We start from the raw sequence: 18,593 nt of genomic DNA on the forward strand, positions 1-18,593 counted from the left end.
GCGGCGTCAAAAGCGGGATCGGGATCATTTTCCAACGGTGCAGGTGTGGTGTGCGCGGGGAGCTGTTGGGAGGGGCCCACGCTCCCGAGGGCCCCGCCCCGAGCTCGCGAGAGGCGGGAGGGAGTGGGGATTACCCCGTGTTGCGCAGGCCGGCGGCCACACCGTTGATGGTGATCAGCATGGCGCGTTGCAGGCGTTCGTCGACCTCGCTCGCAGTGATGTCTGCCTCGCGGACGCGGCGCAGCAGTTCCACCTGCAGGTAGGAGATGGGATCCAGGTACTGGTCGCGGACGTTCAGGGAACGCTTGAGCAGCGGCTGGTTGTCCAGCAGCTCCGTTTCGCCGGTGAGGAGCTGGATTTCAGCCACGGTGAGGTCGTACTCGGCGCGGATCGTGGCGAACAGGTGCTGCAGTTCGGCGGGCACCAGGGTGGCCACGTAGTGTGCGGCAATGGCCATGTCCGTCTTGGCCAGGGTCATTTCAACGTTGGAGATGGTGGAGGAGAAGAAGTGCCAGTTGGCCAGCATCTCCTTCAGTTCGGCCTCGCGGCCTGCCTCGCGGGCCGCCTTCAGGCCGGAGCCGACACCGAACCAGCCGGGCACGATCTGCCGTGACTGGGTCCAGCCGAACACCCACGGGATGGCGCGCAGGCCGCCCAGGCCGGCGCCGGAGTCGGGGCGCTTGGACGGGCGTGAGCCGATGTTCAGCGACCCCAGCTGCTCCACCGGCGTGGAGGCCAGGAAGTAGGCGGGCAGGTCCTCGTGGTCGATCAGGGTCCGGTAGCTGCCGAACGCGGCATCCGACATGACTTCCATGATCTCGCCGAAGCGGCCCAGGTCGTCCTCGGAGTGGCGCGGCGCCTGGTGCAGCGCTGAGCCCTGCATCACGGCCGCGAGTGAGAGTTCAAGGTTTTCGCGGGCCAGTTCCGGCAGGGAGTACTTGTCGGAGATGACCTCGCCCTGTTCGGTGAACTTGATGGCACCTTCCAGGACGCCGTTCGGCTGGGCCATGATGGCGTCGTAGGTGGGCCCGCCGCCGCGGCCCACGGAGCCGCCGCGGCCGTGGAACATGCGCACGTTGACACCGTGCTTGACGGCGACGTCGCGCAGCTTGCGCTGGGTCTTGTGGATCTCCCACTGCGAAGTCAGCACGCCGGATTCCTTGTTGGAGTCCGAGTAGCCGAGCATGATTTCCTGCACGTTGCCGCGCAGGCGCACCAGTTCGCGGTAGGCCGGGTCGGAGAGCAGCTGGTCCACGATCTCGGCGGAGGCGCGCAGCTCGTCAACGGTTTCCAGCAGCGGGGCGAAGCCGATCTTGGCGTAGCGGTTTTCGCCCGTGAGCTGGACGAGGCCGGCCTCTCGGGCCAGCACGGCGGGGGCCAGGACGTCGTCGGCGCCGCGCGTCATGGAGATGATGTAGGTTTCCACCACGTCCGGACCGTAGGTGCGCAGGGCGCGGCGCACCACACGGAAGACGTCGTAGGTGCCGTTCGCTGCGCCGTCGAGCTTGATGGGGTGGCCGGAGAGCGGACGGTGGCTGGCCAGCTCGGTGCTCAAGACGGCCATGCGCTCGGCGCGGTCCAGCTCCGCGTACGGCTTGCCCAGTTCGCCCACACGGTCCACCAACTGGCCGACGGCGTCGTGGTGGTGGTCGGCGTGCTCGCGGATGTCCAGCGTGGCCAGGTGCAGGCCGAAAGAGGAAATGGCCCGGCGCACCGAGGCGAGCGCGCCGTCGGCCACCAGTGCGGCCGAGTTGTTGCGCAGGGAGTTTTCGAGCAGGCCCAGGTCCGCCAGCAGTTCGGCGGTGGTGCTGTAGTCGCGGCCGGGCTCGTGGTAGGCATCCGCAGCCACGCGCTTTTGCGTGTTGATGAGCTTGGCCTTGATGCAGGTCAGCTTCAGGCGGTAGGGCTCGTCGGCATTGAGCTCAAGGACGCGGGGGTCGATGTGCGGCAGGTTGAGCAGGTCCGCCACGATGGAGTCAGTCAGCGCCTCGTCCGCGCCGTACAGCGCAATCGAGTTGGAGAGGATGCTGAGCAGCTCGTCAATCAGGGCCAGGGAGATCTTGACGGCGTTCTGGTTCTGCAGGATCAGGACCTCGCGCGTGACGTCGGAGGTGACGTTCGGGTTGCCGTCGCGGTCCCCGCCGATCCAGGAGCCGAAGCGCAGCGGTGCGGCGTCGGCCGGCAGGGTGACGCCGTGCTCGCCGAGAAGGTCGCTGAGCTCGGTCAGGACCTCAGGCATGGCGTCGGTGAGGATGTTGCGCAGGTAATAGATGGCGTTGCGGGCCTCATCCATGGGGGTGGGGCTGACCTTGCGCAGCTCGTCCGTCTGCCACATCTGGTCGATGATTTCCGCCAGGGCGCGGTCCTGCCGGGCGCGGGTGGTGGTGCCCTCGTCGGACGGTGTGGCCAGGATGTCGGAGAGCTTTCGGATCTTGTCCAGCACGGACCGGCGCGATGCCTCGGTGGGGTGGGCGGTGAAAATGGGGCGGACGTCGAGTTCGTTGACCACCTTTTGCAGCGCCTCGGTGCCGGCCTGTTCGGCAATCTCAGACACAGCCTTCGCCAGCCAGCCGTCTTTTTCGGCGCGGCTGCGCAGGCTGCGCACGCGGTGCACCTGCTCAGCGGCGTTGGCCAGGTGGAAGTAGAACGCAAAGGCGCGCACCAGGTCGGTTGCCTGCTCAAGCGGCAGGGAGGCGAGGACCTCGCGGACCTGCTCTGCGACGTCGTTGGCGCTCCACGGGCCGGTGCCGGTTTCGCCGCGGGCGGCTTCCTTCGATTCCTTGGTCAGCAGGCGGACCTGTTCCACCATGGCCAGCAGTTCGGGGCCGTGCTGGCGGACCAGTGATTCACCCAGCAGGGTGCTGACGCGGCGCACATCACGGCGCAAATCGGTGTCCTGCTGCGGATCCTGCGCGGCGTCCTGGGGTGTTGTGGGCAAGTCTGAGCTCATGAGTCAGCGTCCTTACGGTCTGTGAATCTGGGGTGCTCGTATGCGGCATTGAATACGGTTGGGCCCAAGACAGGGCCTCTAGGATCCTACTTTGCGCAGGCGATCGGCGGCGAATCTGTCTCACATGATGACGACGCTGCAGCCTGCGCTGCCATCCATGCCCGACGGCGGGGCGCGCCCGGGTGCCCGGCGCTACCCGGCGGCGTACAGCGCGTGGACCTGTTGCCAGCAGGGGTGGAAATCGTCCCACCAGTGCTGCCAGTCAACGCTTTTGCCCTGCAGCGCCTCCTGCAGGTGGTCCAGGTGGACGTGCCAGCCCGCCAGTTGCATGGCCACCACCTCAGCCGGCACCTCAATGGTGTTGCGGAACGTCATCACGGTGCCGCCGCCGTCGGGCTCCAGCTCGATCCGGATCCGCCCGTGCATGGCGTTGGAAATTTCCAGCAGCCGGGGTGCGTCGGCCTCTATGACGCGTCCGTACCACCAGTCGGTCTCGATCCCGTGGCCTTCGTCCTTGACGTTGAGCCATTTCAGGTCGAAGGAGGAGCCGGTCTTGGCCATCCCCCGCGTCCGGGCCCACCACATTTCCGTCTTGTCCGGATCGGTGAACATGGCCCAGACGTCCCCGGGTGCGGCGTCGTAGCGGCGGGTGAAGACCAGCTCCGTCCGTTCCTTGTCCACGGCGGTGAAGGCCCCCTGGGGGAAGCGGGTCATGTCCTTGTTCAGGCCTGCATTGTTTGCGCCTGGTGAATTTGCTGCGTTTGTTGCCATGGGCCCATTGTTTCATCACCATGGCACCGACGTACCGCGCAGCCGCGGTTGGCGGACCCGCGGCTGGCGGCGGAATACGTTCGCGCCTCCGCCCGTTGTGGCAGGCAGTGGACCACCCGCCTCAAAGGAGCAGCATGAGCACCAGCACCGCCGAACTCGACCGCCTGACCCAGCGCTGGGACTGTTTCCGCACGGGCCGCAACGCCGCCCTGGCCGCACCGCACGGCTGGCTGTCGCTCACCTCGTTCCACTGGCTCCCCGCCGCCCCGTCCGCACTTCCCGGCGTCCCTGGTCTCTGGTCCTTTGACGGCACGACGGCGTACCTCACCGCCGCTGCGGAGGACGACCTTTCGATGGTCTCCAGCGGGCAGCCTGTTCTGGGGACCGTCACGGCTGAGTTGTCGGACGAGGAGTCGCTGATGTGGGTCGCGTCCGGCTCCATGGTGGTGGAGCTGGGCATGCGCGCCAACCGCTACATGGTCCGCACCCGCGACGCACAGTCACCCACCCTGGCGTCCTTCTCCGGGGTCCCCGCGTTTGACTACGATCCAGCCATGGTCGTCACCGGTTCCTTCACGCCGTTTGACGCACCGCGGCCCACACCCATTGCCACGGCAAGCCCCGAGGTCCCCGGGGTGGCCGTGCTGGCGGGCGAGGTGTCCTTCGAACTCGACGGCATCCCGTACACACTGGCCGCCGAGGAAGGTGCGCTCGGCTCGCTGGTCATCACCTTCCACGACGCCAGCAATGATGTGTCGTCCTCGCACTGGCGCATGCTGGAGCTGACGAATCCGCGCCCCGACGGCTCCGTGGCGGTCGACTTCAACAGGGCCATCAACTACCCCAGCGCCTTCACAGATTTTGGCACCTGCCCGGCGCCCGTGCCCGGCAACACGCTGCCCGTGGCCATCGAGGCCGGCGAGCGCGACCCGCGGAAGTAGGGACCGCCCGGCCCCGCACCCATCCCCGCCCCAGGTCCAGCGCGACATTCCTCGTGCGCCGCACCTGCACGGGGTTCCACTGCTCCTGCGCACGGTCAAGTCCTCATGGTGCGCAGTTCCTGGAGTTGCGCACGGTTCATGAAGCACGGTGCGCAGGAGTAGTGAAGCTCGACGGCGCCCGGCCCACCCGAGGCGGGTTGGCCGCCGTCGGACATGGCAGACCGGCGCACAAGTGCACTGTTCTGCGCAGCGTCCCGCGCCCACCTGGCGCACAACACTGTTCTGCGCCACGCCGGCACCTAACCCTGCGCAGAACAGCACGCTTGCACCGGATTCGTCCGGAGATCTCACACGATCGCGGAGATGCCTGTGACCGCCCGGCCTGCAATGAGCGTGTTGATCTCGTGCGAGCCCTCGTAGGTGTAGATGGCCTCTGCGTCGGCGAACACCTTCGCCATGCCAAAGTCAGAGACAATGCCGTTGCCGCCCAGGATGGAGCGGCCCAGCGCCACGGTCCTGCGCATGGCCGCCGTGGTGTGTGCCTTGGCAAGGGCAACCTGCCCCATCGCCGGGCCGTCCGGGGAGGCATCCTGCAGCCCGGCGATCCGCACCATCATGGCCAGTGATGCGGTGGCGTTGCCGAGCATCTCCACGAGCTGCGACTGGACCATCTGGAACGATGCGATGGGCCGGCCGAACTGTTGGCGTTCCACCGCATAGGCACGGGCAATGTCAAAGGCGGCCAGTTGCTGGCCCACAGCCTGCCACGCCACGGAGATGCGAGATCCGCGCAGCAGTCGGTTCGTGTCCTCAAAGGAATCCACCGATGCAATCCGGTCGGCTTCCGGCACCCGCACGTCCGTCAGCGTAATGTGCGCGTTCTGCACCGTCCGCAGCGCAATCTTGTTCTCAATCTTCACCCGCTCAACGCCGGGCAGGTTTGCATCCAGGAAGAAGCCGCGAACTTGCCCGGTTTCGGCGTCCCTGGCCCAGAGCAGCATCCGCTCGCAGAATGTCCCGTTGCCAATCCAGCGCTTGGCGCCGTTGAGCACCCAGTGGGTGCCGCCGTCGTCCTCCACCTTCAGCGCGGTGGCGGCCATGCCCCCAGCGACGTCGGAACCGTGGTCCGGCTCGGTCAGGGCGAAGGCGCCGGTGGTCCGCAGCGCCACGGCGTCGGCGAGCATCCGCGCCTGCTGGTCCGGGGAGCCGAAGTCGATGAGCGCCTGGACGAAGAGGTCGTGGTGGACCAGGAAGAACGTGGCGAGGGACGTGTCCGCCCGGGTCATCTCCGCGACCACGAGCCCCGTGAAGAGGTGGCTGTAGCTGCGGCGGTCGGGGGCGGCAAGGTCCAGGGCGGCGATCTTGGGCAGGAGGTGGGCCGGGAACTCGGCGTCGTTCCACCAGCCCACTGCATGCGGGGCCACCTCCTCCGCCAGGAAGACGCGCAGCTGGGCCAGCTTCGCAGCCTCCTCCGCACTCAGCAGCGCCTCGAAGTCGTAGAAGTCGGCGGCCGGCAGCTCCGCCGCCCCTGCGGCAAGGGGGCTCACTTGGGTGCCATCCGAATGGCGCCGTCGAGCCTGATCGTTTCCCCGTTGAGCATGGCGTTGGCAACGATGTGCTCCACGAGCGCGGCATACTCGGCGGGCTTGCCCAGGCGGGAAGGGTGCGGGACCTGCTGGCCGAGGGAATCCTGCGCGGCCTGCGGCAGCCCCGCCAGCATGGGCGTCTCAAAGATGCCGGGCGCAATGGTCATGACCCGGATCTGCGAGCGCGCCAGCTCCCGCGCCACCGGCAGTGTCATGGCCGCCACGGCGCCCTTCGACGCCGCATACGCCGGCTGCCCGATCTGCCCGTCAAACGCCGCAACCGACGCCGTGTTCACAATGACCCCGCGCTCCGGGCCAAACTCGCCGGCGAGGGGTTCGGCGGCAGCCATCGCCTCGGCGCACAGGCGCAGCACGTTGAAGGTGCCCACCAGGTTGATCTGGACGACGCGGCTGAACTGCTCCAGCGGCAGCACGCCCTCGCGTCCCAGCACCTTGCCGGGGGTGGCGACGCCGGCACAGTTCACCACGACCCGCAGCGTTCCAAGCTCCGCGGCGGCGGCAATCGCGGTGCGCACCTGCCCTTCGTCGGTGACGTCGGCGGCCGCAAACACTGCCCGCTCCCCCAACTCCGCGGCCAGGGCATTGCCGGCCTCCGCGGCATGCGGCAGGTCAACCAGCACGACGGCGGCTCCCGCACCATGCAGGCGCCTCGCCGTCGCTGCGCCAAGGCCCGAGGCACCGCCGGTGATGAGTGCGACGGTTCCGTTGGACGAAATTTCCATGGTTCCTCCTCGTTGAGGTCCGCCCCGGCCGAAAACAGGGACGAAAAGAAAATGTTGCGTTAATGCATACTAACTGAATAAGGTCCCCGTTGGCCCCCTCCCGCCGCGCCGGCACACAGGCATCCGGCCCCACATGCGCCGGCTTCCCGGCCGGTACGCTTGGGCTTATGACAGGCGAGTCCCACCATCCCGCAGCACCCGCCGGCTGGGCAGCCCACGCCGAGAATGCTGCCGCGGAGGTCAACAGAATGTTCGGGCACCGCCTCATGGGCCTGCCCGGCACATGGATCGGCGCCATTGCCAGCCCCGCCACGCAGCGTCCCGTGCCGTGGTCGGAATGGCATTACTGGTGGCAGTCGCACTATCTCGACGCCATCATCGACACCGGATTCCAAGGCCTGGAACGCGGAGACAGGACGGGCGCCCGCCGCGAACTGCGACGGGCCCGGGCACTGCTTCGCGGCATCCTCATCCGCAATTTCGGCCGCTTCCCCAACTTCTACTTTGACGACATGGCCTGGCTGGCGCTCGCAGCCGGACGGCTCAACAACCTCTCGCTGCGGCTGGCGGCCCGCCCTGCACGCCTGTCCGCCTTCGCCGCGGGGACACTGACCCGCCAGCTCCACGCCGCCCATGACAACGTGCTGGGCGGCGGCCTCTACTGGTCCCGCAAGCGCGACTTCAAGAACACCCCCGTCAACGGCCCGGCCGCACTTCACTTTGCCAGGACCGGCGACACCGGCACCGCCGCCGCCATCACGGACTGGCTGCGCCGGGAACTGTTCAGCCCCGAACTTGGCCTGTACATCGACGGCGTCCACCCGGCGGCCACCACCCCGGCCACACCCAACGGCCGAAACACGGAACACACCATCTACACGTACAACCAGGGCCCCATCCTTGCCGCCCTGCTGGAATTGGGCCGCCCGCAGGACCTTGCGCAGGCAGCCGCCCTGATCGATGCCGTCGAGGTGCAGCTGGCAACCCCCGGCAACGGCATCCGCCTGGAGCCGGGCGGCGACGGCAGCCTGTTCACCGGCATCCTGTGCCGCTACCTCGCCCTTGCCGCGCACGACGCAAGGCTGCCCGCCCATAGCAGGGACACGGCGTCGCGCCTCATCCAGGACACCGCCCGGCAGGTCCTCGGCCAGCAGCCACAACAGCTCTCGGCCGCCGTCCAGCGCTGGATGGTCTTCTCGGCTGCCGCCTCACTTTAGGCACGACGGCGCCCGGCCGGCGGCAGGTGCCCCGCCGCCGGATCAGCGGGTGGCAGCGCCAGCTGCCAGTTCCGTCCGCGCCGAGTGCGCTGCAGCGAGGGCCTGGTCGAGATCGGCCATCAGGTCGGCCGGGGATTCCAGGCCGATGGACAGCCGGACAAGGTTCGCGGACGGCCTGGCCTCGGGTGCGACGGGGCGGTGGGTCAGTGCGGCGGGGTGCTGGATGAGCGAGTCCACGCCTCCCAGGGACACGGCGTGCGTGAATAGCCGGACGCCGGACGTCAACGCCTTGGCCGCCTCGAAACCGCCGTGCAGGCTGATGGAGACCATGGCGCCGGGGCCGGACATCTGGTGCTGCAGCAGCCCCTTCGGGTCGCCGTCAAGGCCCGGGAAGTGGACCTTTTCCACCGCCGGATGGTTCGCCAGCCATGCTGCAACTTGTTGGGCGCCTTCCTGCTGGGCCCGGACACGCACGGGCAGCGTGGCCAGCCCGCGGTGCAGGAGGTATGCGCCTAGCGGGTGGAGGATGGCGCCGGTGATGGCGCGGACGCGGCGCAGGGACTCGGCCGTCTCCTCGCTGCAGGCGATGATCCCGCCGACGGCGTCGCCGTGGCCGCCAATGTACTTGGTGGCGCTGTGCAGCGACATGGCTGCCCCGAGGCTGATGGGGTTTTGCAGCACCGGTGTGGCGAAGGTGTTGTCTACCAGGACCGGGACGCCGTCGGATTGCGCAACGACGTGGCGGATGTCCACCAGGTCCAGGGTGGGGTTGGCCGGTGTTTCCAGGATGACCAGCACAGTGGTGTCGCGGATGGCGGCGGCCACCCCGTCCTCGTCGCAAAACGTGGTTTCCACCCCGAGCAGTCCCGAGTCCAGCAGGTGGTCGGTGCCTCCGTAGAGCGGGCGCACGGCCACGATGTGGGGCAGGGCGCCGTTGCCCGCACCGGCCCGCGCCGACCCCTTGCCGGCCAGGATCGCAGCCGTCACGGCAGCCATGCCCGAGGCGAAGGCCACGGCGGCCTCCGCCTTTTCCAGCACCGCGAGGCCGGCCTCAAAGCGGGCGACCGTGGGATTCCACAACCGCGCGTATACGTTCCCGCCCCCGGGCAGCGGGTGCCCGCCGGTGGCCATGGACTCGTAGGAGTCCCCGCCATGGTCAATGTCCGGCAGCGGGTTCGTGGTGGACAAGTCAAGGGGCAGGGCGTGGACGCCCAGTGCCGTCAAGTCGTCCCGCCCCGCATGGACGGCCTGGGACTCGAGGTTCATAAATTCAGCAGTCATGCCCCAACCATGAACGAAAATGCAATGAATGGCTAGATAGTTGGGCGAAAGGCCCATAGAATCGGCCCAATCAGCATTTTTCACCACCATAAGGCAATGAGACGGGTGTCACCTTGGAGAAAAAGCAACGGGCGGCAGCCGCACCGGCGGGGCTGGACCACACCGACCTGGCCATCCTCCGCGCCCTCACCGCAGACGGCGGCCTGACCAACAAGGCCGTCGCATCGCACCTGGGCCTGGCCGAGTCCACCTGCGCGAACCGCCTGCGCCTCATGCGCAACTCCGGCGTCATCATCGGCAACCGCATCACACTGAACCTGGCCGCCCTGGGCTTCCCCATCCAGGCCGTCATCAAGGTCCGGCTCGGCAGCCACAACGCCGAACACGTCAATGCCCTCTACACCGCGCTGACCCAGGTCCCCGGTGTCATCCACGCATTCCATGTGGCCGGCGAGGACGACTTCCACCTCCACGTCGCGGTGGAGAGCCCGGAGGCCCTGCGCGACCTCGTCCTCAAGCACGTCACCGTCAACCGAGTGGTCCGCCAGACCGAAACCCAGCTGATCTTCGAGGCCCGCGACGGTGTGGGCGTCCTGGCCAACTAGGAGACTCCGGTCACAAAACTTTCTCCTGCCATTTCCAATCCGTGCCGGGAACGGCTCCGAAGTACTCCCTGACAGCCCAAACCGGCGTCGCATTTGCGGCAACGGTCTGGGAAGCGAAACGGAATCCTTCCGCTTTCACACTAGGGAGAATCATCATGAACACCACCTTGAAGTTTGGAAACCGTAAGAGCCTCAGCCTTGGTCTGGGCCTCTTGGCCATCACCGCCTTGGGCATCACCTCGTGCAGTGCTGGAACCACAACCACTCCCAGCCCCACGACGGAAGCCCCGATGACAACGTCGGCACCCGCCAGCACGGAAGCCATGGACGGCGAAGGACTCGTGGGCGCCGGTTGCGCCGCCTACGCAGCTGCTGTCCCCAGCGGAGCTGGTTCGGTGGCCGGCATGGCTGCGGACCCTGTTGCCACGGCCGCATCCAACAACCCCTTGCTGAAGACCTTGACGGCCGCAGTTTCTGGGCAGCTGAACAAGGACGTCAACCTGGTTGACACGTTGAACTCCGGCGAGTTCACGGTGTTCGCCCCGGTTGATGACGCCTTCGCGAAGATCCCGGCCGAGACCATCGAGGGATTGAAGACGGACTCCGCAACCCTCACGTCGATCCTGACCTACCATGTTGTCCCCGGCCAGTTGGCCCCCAGCAAGATTGCCGGCGAGCATGCAACAGCCGAGGGCAGCAACTTGGAGGTCACAGGCACCGGCGACAACTTGGAGGTCAACGGTGCCAAGGTCATCTGCGGCGGCGTCAAGACCGCCAACGCCACCGTGTACCTGATCGACACGGTCCTGATGCCGCCGGCCAAGAAGTAGCCGGTCAAGCAGCAGAACTTTCCAACACAGATCGAAAGGCGCGGTCCCATGGGCACTGAGCGTGACAAAGTGGAGACCATGCGTTTACCCTGGTTGCGTTCCGTGGAGCCCCTGGCACCACCAACCCACGAAGACTTGATCCGCCTCGTCGCCCTCGGCGACGAGGCGGCCTTCGAGGAACTCTACGACGCGGTCGCACCCAGGGTTTTCGGTTTGGTGCGCAAAGTGGTCCGAGACCCGGACCAAAGCCAAGAAGTAACCCAGGAAGTCTTCGTCGACATTTGGGCGCAGGCTTCCCGCTTTGATGCCGACAGGGGAAAGGCGATGTCCTGGATTCTGGTTATCGCGCACCGCAAGGCAGTGGACAAGGTTCGGGCCAGCCAGGCCAGCAGCAACAGGGACCTGCGCGAGGGCATCAAGGAGTATCAGGAAAGTTACGACGATGTCGCGGATACTGTTGAATCCCAGTTGGAGGCAGAGCGCGTCAACAAGGCGCTTGACTCACTGACGCAGGTACAACAGGAAGCGATCCGGCTGGCCTACTACGGCGGGTACACACACCAGGAAGTAGCCGAACTGTTGAAGATCCCGGTCGGTACTGTTAAGACAAGGATTCGGGACGGCATGATCAGGCTCAGGGACAGGTTAGGAGTGGCGTGATGGAACAACAATTGCATTTACTGACCGGCTCCTACGCCTTGAACGCCCTGGGCGAGACGGAACGGGGAGACTTCGAACGCTACGCGTTGACTGACCCCCAGACATTGGAGGAAGTCCGCAGCCTGAGCGAAACGGCCGCACTGCTGGCCTACGGCACTCCCACTGAAGCCCCGCCCGCTGCATTGAAGGCGGAGATCATGGCGGCGATTCGCAACACCAGACAGCTTCCGGCAGCCTCCGTGGTGCGCGATATTTCCACCGCGACGGGTACTCCGGCACAATCAAGGCGAAATCATGTGGCGCGCGGCCGCGCAACTGAGCGCCCGCAAACCGCCGACGGCACGATAAAGCGCCGGGTTCCTGTGCTCAGCGCCGCGGCGGCACTGGTGCTCTTTGCCGGCGTCGGCCTGGGCGGTTGGGTCGCCGGACAAGCCGCAACGCAGCGGGACATGGAACAAAAACTTGTTGCCATCGCGGCACAACAGCAGGCTGCACAAACCCAACAAGAAGCCATGTTGGGCATCGTCAGCTCTCCCGATGCCAAGATCGCCACCACGGCGCTTTCGGACGGCGGCTCCGTGACAGTTGCCTCCTCAAGCGAGGCGAACAAGGCTGCCGTCATGGTCCAGAATTTGCCTGCGCTGCCCTCCGGCAAAACATATGAATTGTGGTTCATTTCGGCGGCCGGCGCCGTTCCGGCAGGGCTCATGTCCACCACCGATCCCACCGTTGCCGGCATGCAGGTGCTCAACGGGCCCCTGGGCGGGGCAACCCATGTCGGCATCACGGTGGAACCTGCCGGCGGTTCCGCTGCCCCCACCTCCACCCCCATAGTGGTGCAGGAGCTCTAAGGCCTCTGTTGCGCCGGCACCACAGTGGCCTTCAGTTTTTGCAAGCAATCTTGCCGGCGGGCAATCCGGCGGGCGCCCGGCTCCGAAGTACAAGAAAGCACTTCCACCGGCTTCGTCCAGCGGTGGCCACAAAAGATCTTTCAAGGAGCCTGGCATGGGCAAGCGAAGCACCACCACACGGCACAGCAACTGGCGCAGCATGGCAGCAGGATCACTCACGGGCATCGTCGCGGCAGGCAGCCTCTTTGCTGTGGCAGAGCTGGCATCGGCCTTCTCTGGGCCTGCAGCGTCCCCACTGGCCTCGGTGGGGTCAACGTTCATCGATTTCACCCCGGCGTGGCTGAAGAACTTTGCCATCGCCACCTTTGGCACCAACGACAAGCTCGTGTTGCTGATCTCCATGGTCGTTGCAGCGGCAGTGCTGGCGGCGGCGGCTGGCGTGGTGGCACAGCACAAGCCCAGGGCCGGCGCTGCCATGGTGCTGGGTTTCGCCGTCGTCATGGGCTTGTGCATCACCACCCGAGCCGGTGCCGGCGCCTTTGACCTTGTCCCGCTCCTGCTCGGCACCGCGGCCGGCCTCTGGGTCCTGCGTTATCTCACGGCTGCCGCTGCCGGACACTCCACCAACTCGCGACCACCGGCGGAAAGCTCGACGGCGGCAGGAGCCACAGCGGCTCTCGGCCAGGGGGATGCCTCCTCACCCAGCAGACGCGCGTTCCTGTTGCGTTCGGCAGCGGTGGCCGGCGTGGCCGTCGTCGTCGGTTTTGGCGGGACACTGCTCTCCACTGCCCGGAACACGGCGGTGGCGGTGCGCGAGTCGCTGAAGCTGCCGGCACCGAAGTCCAAGGCCGCCCCGCTGCCCGCGGGCGTTCAGGCCCCGGTGGAGGGTATAACCCCGTTTGTCACACCCAACAGCGACTTTTACCGCATCGACACGGCCTTGATTGTGCCTGAAATTGACCCGGCCAACTGGGAGCTGCGCGTCCATGGGATGGTGGAGAATGAGTTCACCCTGAGCTTTGACGAGCTTCTGGCCGCCGAGCTCGTTGAGTCCCATGTGACCCTGACCTGTGTTTCCAACGTGGTGGGCGGGAATCTGGCTGGCAACGCCAAATGGCTAGGCTATCCGCTGCGGGAGGTCCTGGCCCGCGCCAAGCCAACAGCCGGGGCCGACATGGTGCTCTCCACCAGCATTGACGGCTTCAGCGCTTCCACCCCACTGCCGGTGTTGCAAGACGGCCGGGACGCACTGCTGGCTGTCGGCATGAACGGCGAACCGCTGCCCCTGGAACACGGCTTTCCGGTCCGCATGGTGGTGCCGGGACTGTACGGTTTTGTTTCCGCCACCAAATGGGTCGTGGACCTGGAAGTGACAACGTTCGCCGAGAAGGCCGGTTATTGGACGTCCCGCGGCTGGTCGTCCCACGGACCCATCAAGACCGCATCCAGGATCGAGGTGCCGCGGGCGCTGGCCCGGGTCCCGGCAGGAAAGGTCGCCATCGGCGGCAGCGCCTGGGCCCAAACCACGGGGATCTCCAAGGTTGAGGTCAGGATTGACGATGGCGGTTGGCAACGTGCGGAGCTGGCTGCGGAAGCGTCGGTGGACACTTGGCGGCAGTGGTCCTACTCCTGGGACGGCGCAGTGTCCGGCACCCACAAGGTGCAGGTGCGCGCCTATGACAGCCAGGCCCGGTTGCAAATCGAAGAGCAGGCCCCGCCGGAGCCCGACGGCTCAACGGGCTGGCATTCCATAACGTTCACGGTGGCGTAGCCCCGCTCCCGGGACGGCCCCGCCTGGCATGCCGCCATCGGCCTACGCGGGGCGGCGTTTTTGCGGATATGGCGTTTCGCCAGCCTCGAGCATTTGCACAAATCCGGCGATCTTTGACGCCCGGACGGCCGGGGTCTTGACCGAGGTGGTGCGGTAAATAAGGGCATATCGGTTGACCGAGGTAAGCACGTCGAACATGGCCTGCGCCGCTGGACTGGCCGAAATCGCCTCGGCAAGATCATCCGGGACCTGGGCATCCGCCTGCCCGGAGTATGCAATTTCCCATCGGCCGTCTGCCTTCGCTGCGTCGGCGGCTGCCGTCCCGGCCGGGCGCATGCGGCCCTCCTCGCAGAGCCGCTCATAGTGCCCGGTGTTAATCTTTGACCAAATACTTCTGCGCGTCCGGGGCGTGAATCGCCGCAGGTGGCTGCCGTCATCGCGTTTGCCGGCCACCCCGTCGATCCAGCCGAAGCACAGCGCCTCATCCAGCGCGGCCGCGTAAGTCAGCTCCGTGACGGTGCCGCCCTTCTTGTGCAGGACGAGGCGGACGCCGAGGCTTGCAGCGTGGTGTTCAACGAGCCATTCTCGCCAGGCAGCAGCATCGGGCAACAGAAGTTCAGGGAGTTCAGCCATGGTCCAACACTAATATTGGAAACAACCACCGCACCACCAGGAGAAACCATGCTGCGCGTCCGCCCCGTCCACTTCACATCCGATCTCGACGGCTACGCCGCCCAGTTGGAAGACCAGGGCCTCAAATGCGTGGAAAACCACGGCGACTGGCGCGTCTTTGACTCCGGCAACGGCAAGGTGGGCATCCACCAGGCTGATGCCGGCAGCCCCATGGACGGCGCCACCGAGCTGGGCTTCGAGGTGCGCGACCACGAAATCTTTGTCCGCCGCACGCTAGAGGACGGAACACAGGCGGAGGTGGTGGATTCCCGCCACGGCGGCACGGCCCGCGTCACGGCGCCCGGAGGGTTCAATTTTCTGGCCGACCCCGTCACGGACCTCAGCCTCCCCACGGGCGGGCCACTTGCCGTCACGGCTGTCTGGCACACCCCGGACACCGCTGCCGCCGAAAAGGTCCTGGCCGACATCGGCGCGAAATTTGTGCAGCACCGTGCGGACGGCGGATCACTGTTCCGGGCCAAGAACGGCGGTTTCGTGGCGACAATCAAGGGTGGGTCGAACGCCGTCGAACTTGAAATCAGCCGCGACCTGGACGGTGGGGGCAGCGAACAGTGACGGCATTTGTGCAGCGGAGGCGGCACCCGGGCCGCGGATGGGGTAGAACTTAGTTATGAGCGTGCGCACCCCTGACCCGTATCCCGGCTGGCTGTCCCCCGAGGACCTGTACGAGGCCCGCAACCGGCTGCCCATGGTCTACGTCGAGGCGGTCCCGGTGCGCCTGGATCCCCTCGGCTACGTCAACGAGGTGGGGCTGCTGCTGCAGGCAGACGAGGAAGGCTCCATGGTCCGGACCCTGGTGTCCGGGCGCGTGCTGTACCGCGAGACCATCCGCGCCGCGTTGATCCGCCACATCGAGAAGGATTTGGGGCCGCTCGCCTTCCCGCAGCTGCCGGTCAGCCCGGTCCCGTTCACGGTGGCGGAGTACCTGCCGTCGCCGTCCCAGACCGGCTTCACGGATGAACGCCAGCACGCCGTGGCCATGGTCTACGTGATCCCCGTGACGGGCGAATGCACGCCGCGGCAGGACGCGCTGGAGCTGACCTGGATGACGCCCGAAGAGGTGCTCAGCCCCGGCGTGCAGGCCGAGTTCGTGGGCGGCCGCGGCGCCCTGGTCCGCCAGGCGATCTCCTACGCCGGCCTGGGCCGCTGACCCTCCCCTCGACGCTGTCGCAGCAATGACCGCTTTTTAGCCGACGCCATCGCAGCAATGACCGGTTTTTCTGCGATGCTGTCGCACTGCCCGGCACGGCGCCGGAACGCGGCGGCACGCTGGAAGGTGGGCTGCCGCCGTCGGACTTTGGGCCGGGAATGCCGGGATGCTGGCCCGAACAGCCGTTCCAGCGTAGATTACGTGTCATGGCGACTAACCAGCTCTCGGTCCTCATCAACGCCGATGCCGAACAGGTCTGGCTCATGCTCCGCGAGCCGGCCCGCATTGCGCAGTGGCACGGCTGGGACATGGACGGCCTGGACGAGGAAATCCGGCAGATCTACGACTCCAACGTGGTCGAGAGCGGCGACCACCTGCGCCTGACGCTGGAAATGGGCGACGTCTTTACGCTGGAACCGCAGCCTGACGGCACGCTGCTGACCATGACGCGCGGCGTGGCAACGGGCGAATGGGCCAAGTATGACCCCGACATCACGGAGGGCTGGACCATGTTCCTCCAGCAGTTGAAGTTCGCCCTGGAACGGCATCCGAAGACGGCGCGGCGCACCTTTTACGTTGACGGTGCCAGCTCCGCGAACACCAACTTGTGGGACGCCCTGGGCATCGACACCGGCTGGCTTCCGGATCCGGGCGAACCATATGAGCTCACGCTGGCCACGGGCGCCACACTGTCGGGCAAGGTCTGGTACCGCACCGATTCGCAGCTGGGCCTGACGGTGGAGGACTACGCAGAGCACGGCGACGGGCTGCTGATTTTGGCCAGGCAGTCGCGGCTGGAGGGCATCCGCGAACATCCGGGGGCACAGGTTATCGCCACCACGTACGGCCTGGGCGCAGCGGACTTCGACGCGATCGGCAGCCAGTGGGATGCCTTCATGGAGACCCATTTCCCGGACGAATAGGCCGGCCGGCGGTGCGACAGGGTTCCACAGAACCTGGCCATTGCTGCGCTGGCGTCGGCAAGAATTGAGCCAAAGGTGATGCCGCGTCGGGGAGGGGTTGGACACCTTCTGCCGCACCAGCCGGCAATCACTGGCAAAATGGTTGAATGCCCTCCCCTGACAACATGCCTGAGCTCCTTGTGTCCGCGCCCGCCACCACCCCCGGCCAGGCACCCGCCGCAGCGCCGGGCACCGACCCCGGCCATCCGGCGTCGCAGGCGGAATTTGGCTTTGCAGTCACCACGCGCCTGAACGAGACCTGCGCACCGAGCGCGGCGGCGATCGAGCAAAACGGGGGCAAGTTCCAGGGCCGCACGGGCGTCATCACCACACCCCACGGCATCATCAAGACCCCTGCGTTCATCGCCGTGGGCACCAAGGCCACAGTGAAGGCCGTGCTGCCGGAGTCCATGGAGGACCTTGGCGCGCAGGCACTGCTCTCCAACGCCTACCACCTGTACCTCCAGCCCGGCGCGGACATCCTCGACGCTGCCGGCGGCCTGGGCAAGTTCATGAACTGGCAGGGCCCCACCTTCACCGACAGCGGCGGCTTCCAGGTCATGAGCCTGGGCTCGGGCTTCAAGAAGGTCATCAACATGGACGCCGTGGCCGCCTCACCGCACGCCGGAGCCGACGATTCCGTGGCCGTGGGCAAGGAGCGCCTGGCGCACATTGACGACGACGGCGTCTGGTTCAAGTCGCACCTGAACGGGGACATGCACCGCTTCACCCCCGAGGTTTCCATGCAGGTCCAGCACCAGATCGGGGCCGACATCATGTTCGCCTTCGACGAGCTGACCACGCTGCTGAACTCCCGCGGCTACCAGGAAATGTCCCTCGAACGCACCCGCCTCTGGGCGCTGCGCTGCATCGAAGAACACTTCCGCCTGACCGAGGAGCGCACCGGAAAGCCGTACCAGGCGCTGTTCGGCGTCATCCAGGGCGCCCAGTACGAGGACCTGCGCCGCAAGGCCTCCCACGACCTCGGCGAAATGAACTTTGACGGCTTCGGCATCGGCGGGGCCCTCGAGAAGGAAAACCTGGGCACTATTGTGCGCTGGTGCGCCGAGGAACTGCCCGAGGACAAGCCGCGCCACCTGCTGGGCATCTCCGAACCGGATGACATCTTCACCGCGATCGAGAACGGCGCGGACACCTTCGACTGTGTCTCCCCCACCCGCGTGGCCCGCACCTCCGCGTTCTACACCCCGGACGGGCGCTTCAACCTCTCCGGCGCCAAGTACAAGCGCGACTTCACCCCGCTGTCGGAGGAATGCGACTGCTACACCTGCGAAAACTACACGCGCGCCTACATCCACCACCTGTTCAAGGCCAAGGAAATGCTCTCCTCCACCCTGGTCTCGATCCACAACGAGAGCTTCGTGGTCAAGATGGTCGACGACGCCCGCCTCGCCATCGAGGACGGCACCTTCTTCGAGTTCAAGGCCGAGACCCTGCGCCGCTACTACCCCAACCGTTAGCCGCACCGCAGAACCTTTAAACGTACGACGGCGGCACCTGGGTGGGCTTTCCAACTCACCCGGGTGCCGCCGTCGTTCATCACATCACGCGGCCGGCGCAG

17 protein-coding genes are annotated in these 18,593 nt (G+C 66.6%); 11 read left to right on the top strand and 6 right to left on the bottom strand.

The genetic code is table 11. From position 1 onward, the window contains the following. Window positions 1-130: 130 nt before the first annotated feature. Both ppc and JOF48_RS04910 read right to left on the bottom strand, forming a co-directional pair. Window positions 131-2,950: a phosphoenolpyruvate carboxylase gene (ppc, locus tag JOF48_RS04905; protein ID WP_209677850.1), complete on the bottom strand. Its 2,820-nt coding sequence runs from the start codon at window positions 2,948-2,950 to the stop codon at window positions 131-133. A gap of 192 nt (window positions 2,951-3,142) precedes the next feature. Then, the gene (locus JOF48_RS04910; RefSeq protein ID WP_209677853.1) at window positions 3,143-3,721 is read right to left on the bottom strand and encodes an SRPBCC domain-containing protein; all 579 of its coding nucleotides are present in this window, start codon (window positions 3,719-3,721) and stop codon (window positions 3,143-3,145) included. A 134-nt stretch (window positions 3,722-3,855) separates the two neighbouring features. On the opposite strand from JOF48_RS04910, the gene JOF48_RS04915 reads away from it, so the two are divergent. Next, window positions 3,856-4,662: a DUF1684 domain-containing protein gene (locus JOF48_RS04915; RefSeq protein ID WP_209677855.1), complete on the top strand. Its 807-nt coding sequence runs from the start codon at window positions 3,856-3,858 to the stop codon at window positions 4,660-4,662. A gap of 347 nt (window positions 4,663-5,009) precedes the next feature. Here the strand turns inward: JOF48_RS04915 and JOF48_RS04920 are convergent, their stop codons facing one another. Both JOF48_RS04920 and JOF48_RS04925 read right to left on the bottom strand, forming a co-directional pair. Beyond that, window positions 5,010-6,209 carry an acyl-CoA dehydrogenase family protein gene (locus JOF48_RS04920; RefSeq protein WP_209677858.1) on the bottom strand — a complete coding sequence of 400 codons (1,200 nt, stop codon included), beginning with the start codon at window positions 6,207-6,209 and terminating at the stop codon, window positions 5,010-5,012. Continuing rightward, window positions 6,206-6,985 carry an SDR family NAD(P)-dependent oxidoreductase gene (locus tag JOF48_RS04925; RefSeq protein WP_209684163.1) on the bottom strand — a complete coding sequence of 260 codons (780 nt, stop codon included), beginning with the start codon at window positions 6,983-6,985 and terminating at the stop codon, window positions 6,206-6,208. Before JOF48_RS04925 ends, JOF48_RS04920 begins: the two co-directional genes overlap by 4 nt. Before the next feature lie 173 nt (window positions 6,986-7,158). On the opposite strand from JOF48_RS04925, the gene JOF48_RS04930 reads away from it, so the two are divergent. Then, window positions 7,159-8,208, top strand: a complete 1,050-nt coding sequence (locus JOF48_RS04930; RefSeq protein ID WP_209677861.1) for a glycoside hydrolase family 76 protein — start codon at window positions 7,159-7,161, stop codon at window positions 8,206-8,208. A 42-nt stretch (window positions 8,209-8,250) separates the two neighbouring features. Here the strand turns inward: JOF48_RS04930 and JOF48_RS04935 are convergent, their stop codons facing one another. Next, entirely contained in the window at window positions 8,251-9,489 is a 1,239-nt protein-coding gene (locus JOF48_RS04935) for a trans-sulfuration enzyme family protein (RefSeq protein ID WP_209677864.1), read from the bottom strand. Between the two features lie 113 nt (window positions 9,490-9,602). Between JOF48_RS04935 and JOF48_RS04940 the strand changes: the two genes are divergently transcribed. From JOF48_RS04940 to JOF48_RS04960, 5 genes are all read left to right on the top strand, one after another. After that, the gene (locus tag JOF48_RS04940) at window positions 9,603-10,094 is read left to right on the top strand and encodes an Lrp/AsnC family transcriptional regulator (protein ID WP_209677867.1); all 492 of its coding nucleotides are present in this window, start codon (window positions 9,603-9,605) and stop codon (window positions 10,092-10,094) included. A gap of 155 nt (window positions 10,095-10,249) precedes the next feature. Further along, window positions 10,250-10,924 (top strand): fasciclin domain-containing protein, encoded by a 675-nt coding sequence (locus tag JOF48_RS04945; RefSeq protein WP_209677869.1) that lies wholly within the window; start codon window positions 10,250-10,252, stop codon window positions 10,922-10,924. Window positions 10,925-10,972: 48 nt separating this feature from the next. Further along, window positions 10,973-11,584, top strand: a complete 612-nt coding sequence (gene sigK / locus JOF48_RS04950) for an ECF RNA polymerase sigma factor SigK (RefSeq protein ID WP_342591160.1) — start codon at window positions 10,973-10,975, stop codon at window positions 11,582-11,584. Continuing rightward, window positions 11,584-12,435, top strand: coding sequence for an anti-sigma factor (locus JOF48_RS04955; protein WP_209677872.1), 852 nt, complete (start codon window positions 11,584-11,586; stop codon window positions 12,433-12,435). Before sigK ends, JOF48_RS04955 begins: the two co-directional genes overlap by 1 nt. Before the next feature lie 154 nt (window positions 12,436-12,589). Further along, a complete protein-coding gene (locus JOF48_RS04960; protein ID WP_245346403.1) occupies window positions 12,590-14,206 on the top strand; it encodes a molybdopterin-dependent oxidoreductase in 1,617 nt (538 codons plus the stop codon). 42 nt (window positions 14,207-14,248) lie between these two features. Here the strand turns inward: JOF48_RS04960 and JOF48_RS04965 are convergent, their stop codons facing one another. Then, complete coding sequence (locus JOF48_RS04965) at window positions 14,249-14,839, bottom strand: YdeI/OmpD-associated family protein (RefSeq protein ID WP_209677875.1); 591 nt, start codon at window positions 14,837-14,839, stop codon at window positions 14,249-14,251. Between the two features lie 48 nt (window positions 14,840-14,887). Here JOF48_RS04965 and JOF48_RS04970 point away from each other — a divergent pair, with 48 nt between their 5' ends. From JOF48_RS04970 to tgt, 4 genes are all read left to right on the top strand, one after another. After that, the gene (locus JOF48_RS04970; protein ID WP_209677878.1) at window positions 14,888-15,454 is read left to right on the top strand and encodes a VOC family protein; all 567 of its coding nucleotides are present in this window, start codon (window positions 14,888-14,890) and stop codon (window positions 15,452-15,454) included. 55 nt (window positions 15,455-15,509) lie between these two features. Then, window positions 15,510-16,049 (top strand): NUDIX hydrolase family protein, encoded by a 540-nt coding sequence (locus JOF48_RS04975; RefSeq protein ID WP_209677881.1) that lies wholly within the window; start codon window positions 15,510-15,512, stop codon window positions 16,047-16,049. 206 nt (window positions 16,050-16,255) lie between these two features. Further along, window positions 16,256-16,972, top strand: a complete 717-nt coding sequence (locus JOF48_RS04980) for an SRPBCC family protein (RefSeq protein ID WP_209677884.1) — start codon at window positions 16,256-16,258, stop codon at window positions 16,970-16,972. A gap of 146 nt (window positions 16,973-17,118) precedes the next feature. Then, window positions 17,119-18,492, top strand: a complete 1,374-nt coding sequence (gene tgt / locus JOF48_RS04985) for a tRNA guanosine(34) transglycosylase Tgt (protein ID WP_245346404.1) — start codon at window positions 17,119-17,121, stop codon at window positions 18,490-18,492. Window positions 18,493-18,593: the final 101 nt, after the last annotated feature.

The organism is Arthrobacter stackebrandtii, assembly GCF_017876675.1.
GTDB classification, from domain to species: domain Bacteria; phylum Actinomycetota; class Actinomycetes; order Actinomycetales; family Micrococcaceae; genus Specibacter; species Specibacter stackebrandtii.